The following is an 18,188-nucleotide window of genomic DNA, read 5'->3' as shown; positions in this document are numbered from 1 at the left end:
GGTTTGTAGTTCCTAATGATAAAGCGCTGCTAATTTCTGTTTATTATTACAAAGGGTAGCACAATTAATTACTAATTCTAACTATAATAATGCTTTTTTTTTCGTATCCTTTGTTTTGTCTACCTTCTGCAGAAAAAAAATGATTTTATAACCGACAGCTTTCCTTTCACTGTCTTTTTCGCATTCTTCATTTCATGATGAGGGAAATTCAAAAATATTACCACTGCGAGCACCGTCATGTTTTCCAAGCGCTTCAATGGAATGTCTTAAGCCTCACCTTGATATCCCCATGGTTGATAAACCAGTCAAAGAAGTTTTTCAAATCAAGAGAGTAATTTATTTTACAAGGAATCGTTTTAAAACTTGTCCTTCTGGACAAATGTAGCAATCATAGTGTTCATCATAAACATTCCAGGAGTCTAAGCTGGCCAATGCCATCTTATACCGTATTTTACACCATGCGACAGTAGACAATGGTGGGAGATTCCTATCGCTTGAAGGATCATTTTGTGAAGGAAAACGAGTGAATTTGTACATCGTTAAACGAGCAAAAGTGTACATATTTGTGTTGCCATTTATAATTTAATAGGCTTATATACTTTCAATTTACGATCTTTAGTAGGGACAATGGTAGCAATACGCACCCTTTATGGCACAAGGTAAAAAAAACCGAGTTCCTTCAGGTTTGTATAAAAATGATCAGGATATATTAAAAAAGCAAAACTGACACTGGTTTAGTGTCAATTTTGCTTCTACTCTATAAGAAACCAAGCCTTTTTCCTTTTCGTAGCTTTTCCGCCATTTGGGGCAAATCGGAAGTAGATGTTTTTGGTTTTTAATTCGTTAAATATTGGTTCGAGTTCTCTTCCTCCAACTACCCATAAACATCCTTTATTACTTCGTTTATCAATGAATTCAAGCTTTTTGGATTTTAGGTAAGTTTCAAGTGAAAAGTTCGGGTCTTTTTTGCTAGATTTTAAACGAGTTGCTTTAAGTCTTCTCTTTGGTGTTTTCATTTGAGTCGTGTTTTGGGTTATCTGTCCCTTTTTAGTTCCATTTTCCGAACTCGCCTTTGGTTCGTCTTCGAAATCTTTTGCGTAGATTCCATCATTGCAGATTGAAAGAAACGGGCAGTACCGACAATGTTTACCAGGGTTTGCCTTGTGTAAAATGACCTCTTCCTTCTCTACTTCACTACCAGGTCTATGGGCATAGCTAGTTGGAAGTAGATGTAAATAACTAATTGCCTGACTATACTTCTGTCCGTTTAGCTTGATTAACTCACGTTTGGGATTTCGATTTTTATAAGCAGATTCGTATAAAAAATCACGCTTCATATCATTCCACTGAGGAAACCACGAATCAACAACATTACGCAATTCCTTAGGTGCTATTACGTTACTACCCACCAGATTTTGGAGAGTCCCAACCAAGTTCTGGTACAAAAATCCGTGATGAAAATCGGATTGAAAACTTGTATGCTCATTTAAAATAAAGCTAAAAGAGGCTCTTTTCCCGCATACCTTCGCTTCTCGTTCCATCGATAGGGTCCATCCAGCATCCTTCACATCGATTTTTTCGTTGATATCTTTCTTAACTGCATCAATTTCCTTGGTGACTCTTCCCATTTGAACCGTTTTGCAGTTTAGTAGCTTTAGATATAAAGCAAGTTCTAATCTTGATTCATTTCCTACGTGCTTCGCATAAGAAAACCGAACGTCATCAGAAGAATGAAAAAGCACATACAGCAAATAGCGAGTAATCGAGTTGCTTTGCTTCTTTCGTTCTTCAAACAAGTGAAGTTCAGGGTTGCTTTCCTGTAGCTGGGCCAAGGTTTCACTGGAAATGGGCCAAAGAGTATAGCCTTGAGGTATAGGCAAGGCCTTATGATCGGCAAAGGCTAAATGGAATTTCCGGTTGACGCGAAATGGTGCTCCATCTGCCTGATCAAAAGCAAACACCTTGTCAGATACTGACTCTGTTTCCCCTGCTTCATGTAACGAACCATCCAAGAAAAACAATAAGCCCTTTGAGATGTCCTTAAGGGAGAACTCAAGTTCCTCGTCTTTTAAATCCGCAATTTCTTCTACCAAATTTGTAACGATTTCCTTTTCACCGTCTTCAAAAAAATCTTCGACATTTTTTAATACCATTTCCTCTAATGTCTTGAAATGGGAGGAAATGCTTTTCTTCGTAACCCAATCACCGAAAAGAGCATCATTCATACCTTTTAATATCCTAATACCTTCATTGATTTTTTCCAAATCCTTTGTGGCCACTGAGAAATAGGAAATCTGTCTCATTGGCATCGAATGAAAGAGATGAGCTCTACTAGATAAAGCATGTTTATTCGTCTTTTGTGTCTTTTTCTCCATGGATTCTTTTTCTTTGATCAAATCGTTAATCTTTGCTATCCAGGTATCGAAGTTTTTAGCTTTCTTACAGTAGGGAATGACTTTTTCCAATGTTTTTACATACCTTCTCAAATCTTCACCGTTAAAGATTAGACATCCAGAGGAGAAACAATCCAGAAGGGCTTCCGCTGTAACTACCTCGGTGAAGTATTCTGTTCCATTTTCCAAATCTGTTTCACGACTTTTCATTTGATGGAGTCGATATAAAAATCGTCCGATAGGGTAATCTGTTAGCTTTTTCTTGGATGGTTCTATAAACTCATTGGCAATCAAAAGTTTCTCAATATCTCCGGCCCTTGGTGTAAGGATATGATACGGCTCATCTATTTCATTTCCATCACCAGTAGTTGAAACGTACCGCTCTTTCTCATATTCAACGAAATGGCCCAAATCATTGTAGACCTCTACTTTTTGGTCAACTTCTATCTGAGAACCACCTTCAAGGCTTTCAACAAGTCTTGCTGCAAGTGGATGTATCGCTACATAATCATCGACAACGTTACAAGTTTCATTTTCTTCGATACCAAGGAAGGTTTTTACAGTCTCAAACGTATTTGGAAAACGGCTGTCATACGCATTTAGGAAAACTAAATCGAATTCATCCTCTAACCGCTTAAATACTCTCTCCTGAATCGGTGTAATGAAGTAAAAACCGTGCAAAATCAGTATTTTTTTGGCAAGTGACTTCTGAATCGAATGTCGCCAATTTTCCTCAAGGAGGTTGCTTATCCTTCTTTTATGAAGGAGCATCGTTCGTGCTGCACCCTTCTTCTTCTTCGTAAGTTGCTCCGCACCCCAGTTATTTAACGCCATCATCATTGTATTAGTGACATAATTCGTTCCTTCTAGAAAAAAGCGTAAGTCCTTCGAATTACGTTGAAGCAAGGACAGCATTCGATTCCACATCTCTAAAAAGACAGTCTCAGACGCAGTTAATTGGCCCTTTCTACCTTGGAGATCTGTTGGTGACATGCCTAGCTCGGTTACCATTCGTAACGTCTTTAACACCTGGAGCTGATTACGCTCAATCGATTGTACGACAAGTCGATTTCCTCCTGGATTTTCACGCCAAAGCTCCGATATGATATCCGAGAGAGTAAGAAATTGTTTCAATTGGGCTTTAGAACTTGACCAATTGACTCCGGCAAGCTCTGTAAAAAGCTCAGAAAAGGTAATGATGGGTGCCGTAATCCACCGGCCCATTTTCATCGATTCTCCTAAGCCTGTTTTCAAGCTATTAGTTGCGACGATATGAAGACAATCGGCATACTCCCGAAAAAAAAGTGAATCAGAACGATAAAGCTGTGCAGGTGCCTGATACGTTAGTACTTTTCTTGTCATGATTTCCCCTCTTCTCTTAATCGGATCAATTCAGACCAATTGTACAAGTGGTTTGAATCATATTTTGGTTTGACGCATTTCACCACTAATCGATGTTTCGCACGAGTTAAAGCAACATACAATAGACGGGCTTCTTCACGAATACTTTCGTTATCCTCGACTTTCTTTAACTCATCGTAATTTGTAGACTGAATTTCATTTTCGTCCGTATTTAGCTTCGTTTTCCAGCCAGCTTTGATCTCTTCGTTTTCCCTTACGACAATCATATTCTGAGGTGATATCTTGACCAAGGCTTGATTTGTATATGGAAGGAAGACAGTATCAAATTCCAACCCTTTTGCTTTGTGAACAGTCATGACACGAATGAGCTTCTCCACATTGTTCATTTCCACTTCCATCTCATCTTCATCCCGATTAGTTGCGACCTGCCTTTCGAGCCAATCACGTAACTGAAGAATACCAAGAATAGAAGGCTCAAAGGATTCTCCAGCAATTTCAAGGATTCTGTATAGATTTAATCGATATTTTTGGATCTCATGCTCTTGAACATTCATTGCTTTTAAGACTTCCTGATACGGGTTGGTCATAAGAATTCGATAAATCGCATGTAGCGTTGGCTTTACGCGTAAATCCTTTATTGCTTCTGAGTACCCTTTTACTTCTTCCTGTGATAGCTGATTCATGACCGCAGTACGATTGCCTTCATAGGAAATGAACTCAGCGGGATTAAATGATTTTGTTGAAAAAGCCGTTTGACGTATTGCATAAAAGCTTTCAGGGTCTTCCATATAGCAAAGGGTATTAACTAAAATAAGTAAATCCTTTGCTGCCCTAGATTTAAACAAACCCCCACCTGTTGTTACTTCAAACACGATCTCTTCTGGATGTTTTTTACGAAGTCCTTCCAAAACCTTGCGCATTTCCTGTGCTTGGTAATTGGTTCGTACTAAGATTGCCAATTTAACCGGTTTGTCCTGCTTTTCATCGTCCTTGTCCCGAATTAGTTCACGGTACAAGTCAAGTGTCACCTGTGAAATATCATAGTTTTCAGCATCAATTTTATAAGGTTCCGTGTATTTCGTTTCCGACACAGTTGGCACAAGACGCATCCCTTTTGTATCATCAGGCTTTGGTAAAATCTGAAGCGAATGGTTGCGCCACACATCAAAGATGTCCTCAAGCGGTTCGAGAATAGCAGTTGCGGTACGGTAGTTTTTTTTCAATTTATATTCATGATTAATGGTACTTTCGCCTAGCTTTTGGGTAAGTAAAGCAAAGGCCGTATAGTTCGCACCTCTAAATCGATAGATTGATTGTTTTATATCGCCGACCACAAATAATTGGGCGCCAGTTAATGTGGTGAGAGTATGAACCAAATCAATTTGAACATCATCTGTGTCTTGAAATTCATCGACAAATAAGAAGCGAAACGGCTTACTCATTTGTTCTTTATTTAAAAAAGGTTTGAATGCGCTGATTTTTTGGGTGAGATCATTAACCGTAAGCACGTCTTTTTTCAGCTTTTCTTGTGTGAATTTTGTTTCGCATTCTGAGATTACATCTTTAAATAAACGGTAATATGTTTTCTCCATTTTGTTGGATGGAACCATGCCCCACTGAATTTCCCGATGATTATCAAAAATAATCCCTTTTTGCTCAAGTTGATTCCAGAAGCGGTCAATCATTTTAACGATTTCATAATCATTCAAATTCCCTAAATCCTGATAAGTCAATTTATTCTTGGTAATATACTCGTCAAGAACCTCTGAAATCATTTCCTCTCGTTGCATCTTTAATGAACGCACGGAAAAATTTCTCCCCATCCCAAGCTCCGAACTGAAATCTTGTATTAAGGATTTCGAATAGGAAGGAATCGTTAAAATACTCATGGCAGTGACTTCTTCACTCCAAGTGATATACCGAATCTTCTTTGTGATCTCAAAAAGTTTTAAAAGTCGTTTCGCAAGCTTAGATTTCATGTTGTCAGCCGCTTCGTTCGTAAAGGTAATCATCACAACCTCTGAAAGGCTTTCGATTTCCCCTGTATGAAGCAGAAAAATAATTCGAGAAATCATGGTTTCCGTTTTTCCACTCCCAGCACCTGCTTCAACCATCAGGTGTTGATCAAGTGATGCATGTTCAACCGCATATTGTTCAAAGTTAAACGTAGTCCAATCTTCAATTTGCAGTAGAATCTTTTTTTGGTCTGCACGAAATATACCGTCCTGTATAGAAAAATCATAGTTCTTTGCGTTTGCCCACTGATGAATACGTAAGTTGTCTTTTCCTTTTCCCTTAAAGGTGGATATCCATTCAATCCTTACACCATGACTCAAAAGCAAATCAATTTCTCCTGTATAGTCCTTTGGATTTTTCTTTCCAACATAAATAAGTGAATGCTTTGGTTGTTTAGATGAAGGATTTACATTCGTCTGTGCACCCTCTTTTGGACGAACGTATTGCTCTAGTTCATCGGTATGAATGGAAGAGTCTGTTTGCAAGGTCAACTCTCGATAAATCAACTCAACATCTTTGTCACTGTATACATAAAAAGGATCTTGCTCAGTTCCTATATTTTGTGGATTTGCCTTCGATCCGTTTAGTGGAAGATAGTAATCGGCATATCCTGGGCTAATCCGTCGTCTAGCCGTTTGTCTTTTTTTAGTTGGAATATGAGAATCATTTCCTTTGAATAGCTGCAATCCTAGCTTTTTCTCACTTAAGGTCACGACCAAATCCTGTTTTGCTTCAATATCATAAACATAATTCAATTGCACATCGTCAAAATGACAAGTGGTACTCTCTGTCAGTTTAAAATACAAATGTAAATCACGAACCAAAGAGTCATAAGCCTGATCAATCCGATACAGATACGCAAAATAAATGGATTCATCCGATCTGATATGGGAATAATAAGCATCCATATACGACTCTCGATACTCCCGATTGGACGGTAACTTTTTCAATTTTATAATTAAGTCATATAAAAATGAGACAAATATTGGCATCTGCTCGCGTCTTACATTCGGATGTCGCGCGATTTTTTCATGGAATTTTTGGTATGAGCGTTTAATCTCTTGCTCGATATATTTGGATGACTGGAGGGTTCGGATCACTTGTTCCTCAAGTCTGGGTTTTAAAGCTAACATTTAATTATCACCATTTTCGTGTAGGTTAAGGCTCTAAATTTTCATATAGGACCATGACCATTTTTTGTTCTTTTTGCAGTACCATTCATAACAAAAATTCGTTCTTAAACCACTTAAATCATTATTATTCATTATTTTCTGTATTGTAGTTAAAAACTCTTTTTGTTCTTTGTTGGATAGTTTAGAGTATGAATCTAGAAAAATCTTTATATAAATTCACACTCATAATTTCACCTATTAAACTATTTTTTTTCGAGTGTTCCTTTCCAACTAATAATTCTAAAAATTACAGGAATCTACATAAATTTTATCATATTCTTTCAAAGAGCATTAAAGTTACTTATACACCTACAAATACCACATTGGATTATTGAGTTATATCTGTACAACTAAAAGTAAAGTTCCAAAATGACCTGCCTCAAACCCGCTTTTCAAAGTTCGAGTTAAAATAAAGTTTTCTGATTAGGCCCCTCTTTTATAAAGGTAATAAGATTATCAATAGTATTGACATTGACATAATATATTTACTCGTTCAGCAAAAATTTTTGAATACGCTCAAATGAGTCGAAATAACTTAATAACTTTTTATATTCGTTCGTTTAGGCTTTCATAACAGCATCTCCTGAGAATGATTAATTAACCTTTCCCATACTATTTTGCTTAAAGAAAAAAATTCCTAAACAGGATTTACTCTCTCTAGGTTGAAAGCATTTAGCATCATTATGGTACTTATTACCCTTTTTACATAAGAGAATCATAGTATTAAAAGATAATGCTATTATAGTTATTTCAAAATTGTAAATTTCTCAGATTAAAAAAGGGATTAATCCGGTATAATTGCACTATATCTAATTTCTTTTTTGGAGGAAAGTGACTCATCCCCTGCTCCAAAGGTCTCGAAAAAGGCAAACATGGAGACTTTGATTTTGATTATTATTGAAAAATATTAAACTTAAACAGTAACAATTAGCCCTCCAATTGTATGGCTCTTTGTTTTCCTTAACTCTACTAGAACATTCCTTCTGTTTTTACTATGCATTTCTTAACAAAACTGCTGTATTAAATCTTAATGAAAGAGTTATAAATTGTTTGGCCGTTCATGGAATAAAAAAGATTTAACCTATGGAGGCTTATAATGCATTTAAGTTATAATAAACTTTGGAAATTGCTTATAGATAGAATATGTACAAACAGGAACTCAAAAAATTTAGCGGTATAAGCACAGGCATCTATCTGACACCTGCTCCATATATTTAAGGCTTTAGTTTATGGAAATTAAAACCGCATCAAGCGTAAAGGAGTAATTGAATGAAACTGTTATATTCAAATATTCTGCCCCTTGCTACATTAGAGGGTCAAGAAACAATTATTGACTGCTTTAACGAACTAATCGCAAAGTCTAACCGAGTCGAAATTGCGGTTGGATACATTTCTCGTGCCGCCTTGGAAGAACTAGACCGACTGGTCGAAGAACACAATATATCCAGCATATGCCTTACTATTGGTATGTACTTTATTGAAGGAATGCCGGAAGGATCCTATAATGCAGCTCTAGAACTGAACAAGAAATGGAGAGAGATTGGCATTGGCGAGATTAAGATTGTAAAGGCATTTAAGTATCACGGTAAATTATACTGTTTCTATAAAGATGGACAGCCTTTTTCAGCTATCATTGGTTCTGCAAACTTAGGTGTAATCAAATTAGATGCCAATAACCGCCGTCAGTATGAAATTTCTTCAATTACTGATGATGCTACTGAATGCAGAGAAATTGCTGATTTTATAGAGATGCTAAAAGTACAGAATTGCTCAGATAATATTGCCAGCATAACAGGAATGCCAATAATCAGGGAAGTTAACACATCACTTAGCGGCATTGACACTGTAACACAAATTCCCCAAACCGGCGTACAACTTTATCTGCAACATAAAACTGGTCTTTCTTTTGTACTACCGTTAAAAGTTCCTGCTTACGATGAGCGGCACATGGACGATGGAAAGCATTTCACGAAATCAAATATTAATGTTTGCTATGCAGCACCGAGAAGCAAGAGAAAATCCCGTGATTGGTATGAGACCCAGCTGACCGTGAGCAAAGATATAACTCGCTCCGAGGGATATCCTGAAAAAAACAAGCCTTTCTTTGTTGTTACCGATGACGGCTATTGGTTTAAGGCTCATACTACAAGTGATGGCAATAAACAGTTTAGCGCCGTTGGCGATGAACTGATTATTGGCCGTTGGATTAAGGGCAGACTTGCAGTTGCAGGACTTGTAACACCTGTGAACGATACCCAAGCAGATATTGACCGTAAGGGAATGATAACCAAAGAAATGTTGCGTGCATATGGTTGTGATAGTCTTGTGCTTTCTAAAACCGACCAAAAAGCATTGGACGAAGACGGCTCTGAACTTGATGTGTGGGTTCTATCCTTTGAAACAATTTCTAATGAGTGAGAGGTACAACTATGCAATACTTAAAAACATATCTTCAAAAGATTACAGACCGAGGCAATGAAAAATTGGCGGAGTCTATTTCAAAAACCGCTGAAGATATTGGCAATCAGCATATTCGCAATTTTTCATTTACAAGTCATGAGATTGGCCTGTTGTTTGGAAATGTACAATCCGGAAAAACTAGTCAAATGTTTGGTATCATTTGCAAAGCTACCGACTTAGGGTTTCCGGCATTTCTATTGCTAACTACGGATAATGTTGCTTTGCAGCAACAAACCTTGGAACGGGTCAAAAACGATTTAGACGGTTTTTGTATTTGCGGTGAAAATGACTCGGGTTTGTTTGTAGAGAATAGCCTTGTCAAGCCAGCGATTGTCGTGTTAAAGAAAAATTCAAGAATGCTGAGACTGTGGGCGAATGTATTTAATTCCACCGGCTTCATGAAAGGCAACCCTCTCTTCATCGTTGACGACGAGGCAGATACAGCTTCCTTGAATACACTTGTAAACCGAAATGGTCAGTCATCGATAAATAAATATTTAAATTCTATAAAAAATGGTGCGTCAAGCAGTCTGTATTTGCAGGTTACAGGAACCCCTCAAGCAATCTTACTGCAGACACTTGCTTCAGGATGGCATCCGTATTTTACATACTACTTCCGTCCCGGTGATGGCTATTTAGGCGGAGACTTTTTCTTCCCGACAAGCGGTAATCCTAAATGCATTGATTATCTTGAGACAGTCAATCGACCAACAAGAACTGTTGTTATACACCATCTTGCTGTTTCTGCACAGATTTTAGCATCCGGCAGCAAAGTGTCAAATTGCCTTATACATCCAAGTGTACGTCAAACTGTCCACCAGCATTTTGCAGATGATGTCAAAAAGGAACTAAATTGGTGTATTGAACATCTGAATGATGAATTTACGTCAGAATTACAGACCCACCTTGAATCTTTAGCACCCGCCAAAAGGGAGAAAATTTCATTTGATGTTATCTATAAAACAGCTAGGGATTTGTTGGAAAATAAAGGTATAAAAGTCCTTATTATGAACGGAAAGACAGATGTTGAGAGCCAAGAATATGCAACAGGCTGCAATTTTATCATCGGAGGAAACACTCTGGGTCGAGGTGTCACCTTTCCTGGTCTTCAGACAATTTACTATTTGAGAACAAGCAAAAAGCCTCAGGCTGACACTATGTGGCAGCATAGCCGGATGTTCGGTTATGACAGAGACCCCGGCATGATGAAGATATTTATAGATGAACAACTCTATAAACTATTTGCAGATATTAATGCTACTAACAATGCCATTATTGCTCAAGTAGAGCAAGGACTTGAAAATATTAAAATCTATTATCCGATTGGATTGAATCCAACCAGAAAGAATGTTCTTGATAACAAAAGGGTAGAGATTCTTTCCGGCGGAACAAACTATTATCCGTTCGATCCGGATAATGACTCTATAGAGGATATATCAGAATTACTGGAACCTTTCACTGATGATGAACCTTACTACCAAGTTAATTTGAGACTTATTAAGAAAATTTTATCCCATATTATTCCAGGTCAGGACTTCAATTTAGACGCATTTCTTTCTGTCATTGATACACTTCTCTCAGAGCAGCCCGCGGGACAGGGCATTTTGATAGTTAGAAGAGAAAGAAACGTTGCCCAAGGCACAGGCGCATTATTGTCTCCGTACGACTGGAAACTGGGCGGCACTTTCCTCAACAAAGTTGTCCTTACCATGTATCAAGTAACCGGAACTAAGGGGTGGGGCGGAAAACCAATCTGGGTGCCGAATATTAAACTTCCTCATGATACCATGTATTATGATGTGCGTGAAGATAATATAGAAGCATAGGAGGGGAAGCGTGAAGGTTCACCATTCAAATAGTCTTCCGGACCTGATAATGGGTTGTTAAGGCATGATTCAAGTCCTTTTTATACAGATATATCATCATTAATTTTCAAGTAAATCTATTTATTTTATATACATGAATTACCAGTTGTCTAAGAACAAGCATAGTTCTTTCAACATTCCCTTTATACTGTCAAAAAGCCGCTAATATTTAGCGGCTTTTTCTAAAATAGTTAACCTAAAACATACAAGCTCACAATGATCTCCATTTTTTTATACCCCATTTTAAATGTAATTGAGGATTTTCACCATACTTTATAAATAGGGTATTTTTCATTCCCTGTCATGTATTTGAACATCGACAGCATTCTCTTCGCTTCTAACTTCATATCGTTTTTCAGGCTTTCCGTATACGTTGACCAACTGATGGCTGGTCGAAAACGAATTATCCTCAAGATAGCTGTTGCTGCCAAAAATGACTTCTTCAATATTTGGCGATTCATGCTCAATCCAGTTTGGCTGCTTTTTGCATAGATTTTCGACTGTCTTTATCATTGTGAGATTTCCGATATTTTCCGTGGTATCATCCGGCATAATGATGAACAGATAATCTCTTGCTCTACTAATAGAGACATTTATGATATTAAGTTTATTGAGAAACATATCCTTAGAAGCAGATATCCTCGGTGGCGGGTTGAATAGTGCGATAATAATGTCACACTCGTCACCTTGGAATCCGTGAATTGTCCCTACTTGAACATCAATATTCTTTGGGAACGTGAAAGAGGACATTAACTTATCAATCAAATCAGACTGAGCACGATATGGCGCAATCAAGCCAATACGAAAGGACTCATTTCCATTTGCCATTTCAAGCAGAGACGACATATACTTTACAAACTCGAATGCAAAGAGTGCAGAATATATCTGATAATTACTCTTGCTTTGGAGACGTTTCGGCCGATAAATGCTCTCGTATTTACTTACAGGAAATTTTATGATGTTTAATGGCTTAATATCTATAAAGTCATCAATAAGTAATGGTCGTCTATCCTTTTCTGTACGATGATGTAGCAGCACACCGCCGTATGAATACTGGCTGAACACCTCTCCAATATCGGGAGTACTTCGATACTGAGTCGTTAAAAGTTCAACATGATACTGATGCGGTATCGTTGTCGGATCAGTGAATGATTGAAGCTCCACCATAGTATAAATGTTTTCGTTTTTCCAAATATCCACAGTGGTGATGGGTTCAATTTGGAATGGATCGCCCGCAATGATGAACTTCTCAGGTGTCTTCTTATAAAGCGGATAAACGATGTTAACCAACGGTATCATTGATGCTTCATCAATAATGATATAATCCCATTTAAGTGAATTCAAATGAAGCCTCGTGTCCCCATCCGGCAGAAAATAGTCATATGGGAAACGGGCGATGGTCGTTACCGTTACATTACTTGGTAAGGCACGAATATCAAAGGTCTTATCACGAAAAACATGGCTTTGCTCAATGACACTGTCGTTTGTCGCCCCAAAGCGGACAAGCCAATCGGTATAACTGTGATTCTTGTCCAATTCCATAAGTCGACGCACCAGGACATCTGCCGCTTTGTTTGTTGGAGTGAGGACAAGAACTTTCGCGTTGTTATCCTCTTGCATTAGAGGAAGAATGACCTCTCCCGCCAGGTGCGTAGTTTTTCCGGTTCCAGGCGGCCCGAAAACAAATTCGATATTCTCGCAAAGGTTGGACTGCATATCAAAATCATCGTCGAAATTAAGATTATTGAATGCTTTCCGTTGCTCCTCTAATAGGAATACAGGATTCTTTGCCTCGATTCTTGCTTCGGTGACGAGTGATAAATCTACTCCGTCAATCTGCGCATTCGTCCTTAATTTCGCCCTTAAGGTATATGATTTTACGTTCACAACTTCTACTGCGACTTTTACCATCGGCTGATTGGCAAAATGCAATTCGAGCGGAATATCCGCAAGGTCTTCCATAGACTGAGGGATATAGCGGCTCGGATGCTTTAAAATAAGGGTTCGTGCCGTGCCTTCTTCCCGTTCCACCTTAGAAAAAGTGATTGAAATTTCCCTGCTGTTAGCAGTGTTCTCGCCGCTATTCATCGACTCCAATTCAAGTAATGCCTTAAACCACCCATAAGAATATTTATCAGCCTTTAACGCTTTTTGCGTCAAATCATCGAGTTGAGCGATTTCCGCTATCTCTTTTGCACTTCGTTGTTTTGCTTGCTCAATTTTCTTGCTTAAATCAATAGATGGCTTCGTGTAGTCATCCTCGTCAGCGTCAATAGTGGCTTCTTCACTTTCAGGCGTATCAGTTTCTTTTTCTTTTGTAGCCGAAACAGCTCGTTTACTGATTTCTTTTGCTATACGAGAAACAGCTGGGTTTTCGGAAGCAGCATCGATTTCTTCTTCTTCATCGGTTTCGTCGCCTTCAGGCTGATGAGTGAAGGAGTGTTTATTTGCGCGATATTGTTCCACAAGGCTCTTCAATTCTTCGGGTGGAATATCAGATAGAGATTCAGCTAGTGCAATTTTTGCCCGTTGCTCATCTGTTAAATTGTCATCGACATAATCAGTCTCTTCGATTTCATCATCAATACCTAAATATTGAAGAAGCTCAACTGCCTCGTCTCTTGACGTATTGTATTGAGGCGATAGAGTTTGAATCGTTAATTCGCCTGCAGATACAAATTCGCCATCCCCATTAAGGAGCCACGGTTCGGCACGAAGTCGCAAAGCTTCACTCGAATCAAACTCCTTAGTGCGCGGACTAAAATAAAAGTACTCATATTTTCCGCGCATGATGCTCCGCAAATCATAAGAATAGCCATATTCAACATACTTTAACAATTGATCCCATACTATTTTTGATAAATCTGCATCTTGTTTTTCAATTAAATATCCAATTATCTCTTCACAACCGTCAATATACTTTTCAATCCATTTCGCAGGGCGAGTGGAATACGGCCAATCAAAACTGATTTCATAAGCCTCTTCATGATTCAGCTCATGTGACAAGACCACCGGTTCATCCTTTACACCGAGGTCAGTAAAAAATTGGATTAACTCCTCTTTGTCACTCTCACCAACCAGTTGTAAATAATAGTCAAATTCTATGAAATTGGTGTCAGGCTTTGCCTGAAACCATTTTCGCAGGACTTCGTTCGGTAAATAAAGATTGCTGGCTTTGCCACGATATATCGTTTCAACGCTAGCAGAACGAAACTTAACAAATTGACATTCCTTAATGAGTTTAATAAATCCAGCCACTTCTGTTTGCGGACACTCCTTATAAAACTTAAAGAATTTCAAAAAGTGTTGTGCAGTGTCGAGTCCCCCATTATTTTCTTTATAAATCGGAAGAATACGATTGTAAATTTCATCTCGTAAGGAAGGGCGCTCCACTCCAAGCTGCTTAAGAAATTCGGCAGTATCTTTATTTTCCAACAAGTCAGGTAACACAGTATTATACCCCTCTGTTTCGGTTGGTAAAAAAAGCACAACCTGCTTATTGGCATCAAAAACAGCAACAGCCTTTTTGTCTTGATTGAGGAATATCGGTTTCATCTTTATCAACTTGGTTCGTCCACTTGTTTCCGCCACCCACCGATAAAATGAATGTAACCAATTAACTGACTGAGCTTCAATAAAAGCACTGCTGATTCCACCAACAATGTCCTTACTCCCCTCAAATTTCCAACCGTTAATAATATCATCTTCATCAATCCACACATGTGTGATTGAATCAATATATTTAGTTAGCGCCTCATTTTTACGACGGGTATCCTGCCTGCCGAAGGATCTGAAAATCCATTTCGCTTTTTCGTTTCCTGATATTGTGGCCAACTGGGCATTTGTAAATAACTCCGTAATTTGAGGAACGTACGCCCAGTAAGCATCTTCCATTGATACAAATCCATCCGAAGCTGGCAACAACTCATCGTTACTCATCTTCCCGAGAATGGTTGTATAAAACGGTTTGAATGAAATCTTACTTTTCCCGTTAACATCGCTAAACTTACTTTCGTCATAAGGGATCAGATCAAATATCTCATCATTAATAAGTGGATAACCATTCTCTTGGCCAATATCCCTAAGGTAGATTAGGCTATCCGCCGCCAAAGCCGCCAACAACTGAATCATTTCTTTATTATGCAGCTCACCTGCCCGGATTCCCTCACGGCTGTCAGTAAGCAAGAACGGTCCGTGAATAATGAAGTTCAGATTTGTTACCTCTTTTGTGGGGAAAAAGCAAAAGGCCGAATGCTGTTTTGGTACCAGATTTCCTTTTTCATCAAGAAAGAAACCGACAGAATAGTTAAGTCCATGACTATCACTGCGTGAAAACAACCAAAGCTTATCGTCAAAAAGTTCATTGCAGTCATTTTGCGTCAGGGTAATGAGCTCGGCAACGGTGTCACCTAATTGCTGTTTTTGTTCTATGTATTTTCCGTATAGTCCAAATGATCCTTGGTCCTCAAACAAAATATTCTCAAGACATGACAGAAACAAAAGCGGGTAATCTAATGCACGAAGTTTCTCTGAAATATCCTCATATGCTTCCGCAGCATCACGTTCTGCGTGGTCAAACGGGAAAAAAAATAATGTTTCGTCTGTCTTCCTGCCAGGAAAATCTTCACTAATCCTTGTTGGAAGGATAAAACGCTCTATTTTAAAATAGATGTTTGGGTCATAAATATGTGGCGTTGAGGTGTATTGAAACACCGACTTAAATCCGACGCCGAATTTACCTATTTGGCCTTCCTGTTCCCGTTTATTAGAGTTGGCGATGGAGGTGATGGCGTTAATATCACCTAATACTCCGTTTTCAGAGTCCTCTGCTTCTGTTGCTGGATTGGATACAGAAAATCGTCGTGTTCCGTTATGCGCAAAGATTAACTTGTCCTTATGCAACACAAAGCGAGCCGATGTTGCTTTAGCATCATCAGCGTTTTGGAGCAATTCATAAATAAAATGCGCTTGGTCGGAATACTTCTCGACCACACTGTTCTTCATACCGCGCATTGCAGGGACATCAAGGATATCAGCAATATGTTCCCTGTCCTTTGATAACTGGTCAAAATAATGTTCGACCTTAATATTCACTTATATTTCCCCCTATAACACTTATAAAGTTATGTTAACCTATGCTATTAAAATAGTATTTCATGATAACCTTCCATCTCTAAAGACCTTTCCAATCTCCTTCATTACTTTATACCTATCTAATTCCATATAAAGGGGCTGTTCACCTCTATCAACGTAAGTAATTACTCAATAATTTTTCCAGTAAAAGTTTCCCCAAAAACGCAAAGTTCCCTCAAACTATCAGTCTGAGGGAACATAAACACTCTTTAAATTCATAAAAAACACTTCATAGCCTATGTTGGCAAGGCTTAAAAAGGCACACTTTTCGATTCGGCGGAAGGATTCTCTCATGTATGCCATTTTTTTGAAAATCCGATTTGAATTTAATGTTTTAATGGAATCAATTAGGTCCATCATATTTTCGAGCGTTCATCCCCCCCATTAATATCTCTGTACCTTAATTATACAAAAAAGACTGTCAGCGAACCCGATTTTTTTCGGATTTGTCGACAGTCTGAAGCGCTCTTTGACTGAGCGCTCTCTTTTTGTGATTTTTGCTATTTTGTTCTCCAATCGATTTATATTTTTAAAATTTTTCATCAGAGCTTTATGCATCAACAGGACGGGAACAAGCTGTAAGATCCCTAGTATTCCACTAACTTGGGTGCTATAAAATTCCTATACTTTACCTTTTATGCACCTAGACTTTTACTAGGAATTCCATGTTACCCTGGCCATATTAGAGAATTCTTTTAATTTGTAAAGTTCATAATTACATTAGTTTCTTAATATTCGTTACGTTACTCTTCTAACATATTTAAAAGATAAACCGTTTGTTGACTAACAATATCTCTAATCGATTTCTCAACTAAATAGTCTTTAGGTATGAAATCCAAATAAAAATTCTCTTGATCTTTAAATTCACTAAAAACTTCATCATTTTCACTATGTACTGCTTCAATGCAATCGTAAAACAAATTTGCTTTATTAAAAACTTTTCGGACCATTTTTATGTAGTTTTGAACTTCTGTAAAATCGTTTAAATCTATTTTCTTACCAGTATATTTGTAATTATTAAGTGTTGGTACTTCCTGGAACTCAAGGTTTAACTTATATTTATCTATTAAATAACAATGGAGCATTTCCATAATTGGAAAGGTAATCAAAGCCATCTGGACTATTATCTCAGCAGTTAATTCAAACCAGTGATGCTCTTCCAGCTTAGAAGATAATATTGCTGGAATATAATTAACTATATCAACGTCTTCGCCATTATTGTTTAAAGGAGCCCTCAGATTTCTGAGTAGAGTTCTTATAATTTTGAGCCTTCCATTATTATTTGTGAGTAAAGAAAGCAGGCTCATTATTTTATAAGCTTTAGTAAAATCCTTGAAATCTATCTCCCTTAATGAAGTTAAGATTTCAAATGTCAAAAAAATATCATACTCTTGTTCGAATAGGTAGAAGTTAATATTTTTTACTTCGTCCTTTTTTGGTTCCAGGGATTCTTTAAATAGATCAATTTTGTCTATTAAATAATTTACCGAAGGAATTCTAATTTCTCCCTTCATATCCTCATGAAATTCGTAATTTGCTGTAGTAAAAAAAATAAAAGGTGAGATTATTTCCGGTATTAAATATTGCCTTATTAGTTCTTGATTCTTATTTTTATTAAAACCCTTTTTCTCTACCATTTTGTGTTTAAAACCAAAATATGGACCTACTTTGTTATCTAGGATTTTTTTGTAATTTGACATAGATCTTATAAATATTCCTGGTAGGTAATCTTTGGAAGTTGATAAATTTAATTCTTCAATAGTGGTCGACAGGGATTTGTAATTATC

At 37.6% G+C, this 18,188-nt stretch carries 6 protein-coding genes; 2 read left to right on the top strand and 4 right to left on the bottom strand.

Annotated elements, in window-relative coordinates:
- Positions 1-752: 752 nt before the first annotated feature.
- On the bottom strand, positions 753-3,755 hold the full coding sequence (locus BIV59_RS21080; protein WP_071353432.1) for a hypothetical protein: 3,003 nt from the start codon (positions 3,753-3,755) through the stop codon (positions 753-755).
- Entirely contained in the window at positions 3,752-6,904 is a 3,153-nt protein-coding gene (locus tag BIV59_RS21075) for a UvrD-helicase domain-containing protein (RefSeq protein ID WP_071353431.1), read from the bottom strand. The genes BIV59_RS21080 and BIV59_RS21075 overlap by 4 nt, the downstream gene beginning before the upstream one ends.
- A gap of 1,308 nt (positions 6,905-8,212) precedes the next feature.
- Here BIV59_RS21075 and BIV59_RS21070 point away from each other — a divergent pair.
- On the top strand, positions 8,213-9,361 hold the full coding sequence (locus BIV59_RS21070; RefSeq protein ID WP_071353430.1) for a restriction endonuclease PLD domain-containing protein: 1,149 nt from the start codon (positions 8,213-8,215) through the stop codon (positions 9,359-9,361).
- Between the two features lie 11 nt (positions 9,362-9,372).
- Positions 9,373-11,229 (top strand): Z1 domain-containing protein, encoded by a 1,857-nt coding sequence (locus BIV59_RS21065; protein ID WP_071353429.1) that lies wholly within the window; start codon positions 9,373-9,375, stop codon positions 11,227-11,229.
- Between the two features lie 330 nt (positions 11,230-11,559).
- Here the strand turns inward: BIV59_RS21065 and BIV59_RS21060 are convergent, their stop codons facing one another.
- Positions 11,560-16,362, bottom strand: coding sequence for an AAA domain-containing protein (locus tag BIV59_RS21060; protein ID WP_071353428.1), 4,803 nt, complete (start codon positions 16,360-16,362; stop codon positions 11,560-11,562).
- A gap of 782 nt (positions 16,363-17,144) precedes the next feature.
- On the bottom strand, positions 17,145-18,188 hold a 1,044-nt coding region (locus tag BIV59_RS23850), incomplete at its 5' end, for a hypothetical protein (protein WP_170846217.1).

The organism is Bacillus sp. MUM 13 (assembly GCF_001866725.1).
Taxonomy (GTDB): Bacteria; Bacillota; Bacilli; order Bacillales; family DSM-1321; genus Peribacillus.
This window is presented reverse-complemented; position numbering and strand designations above follow the sequence as displayed.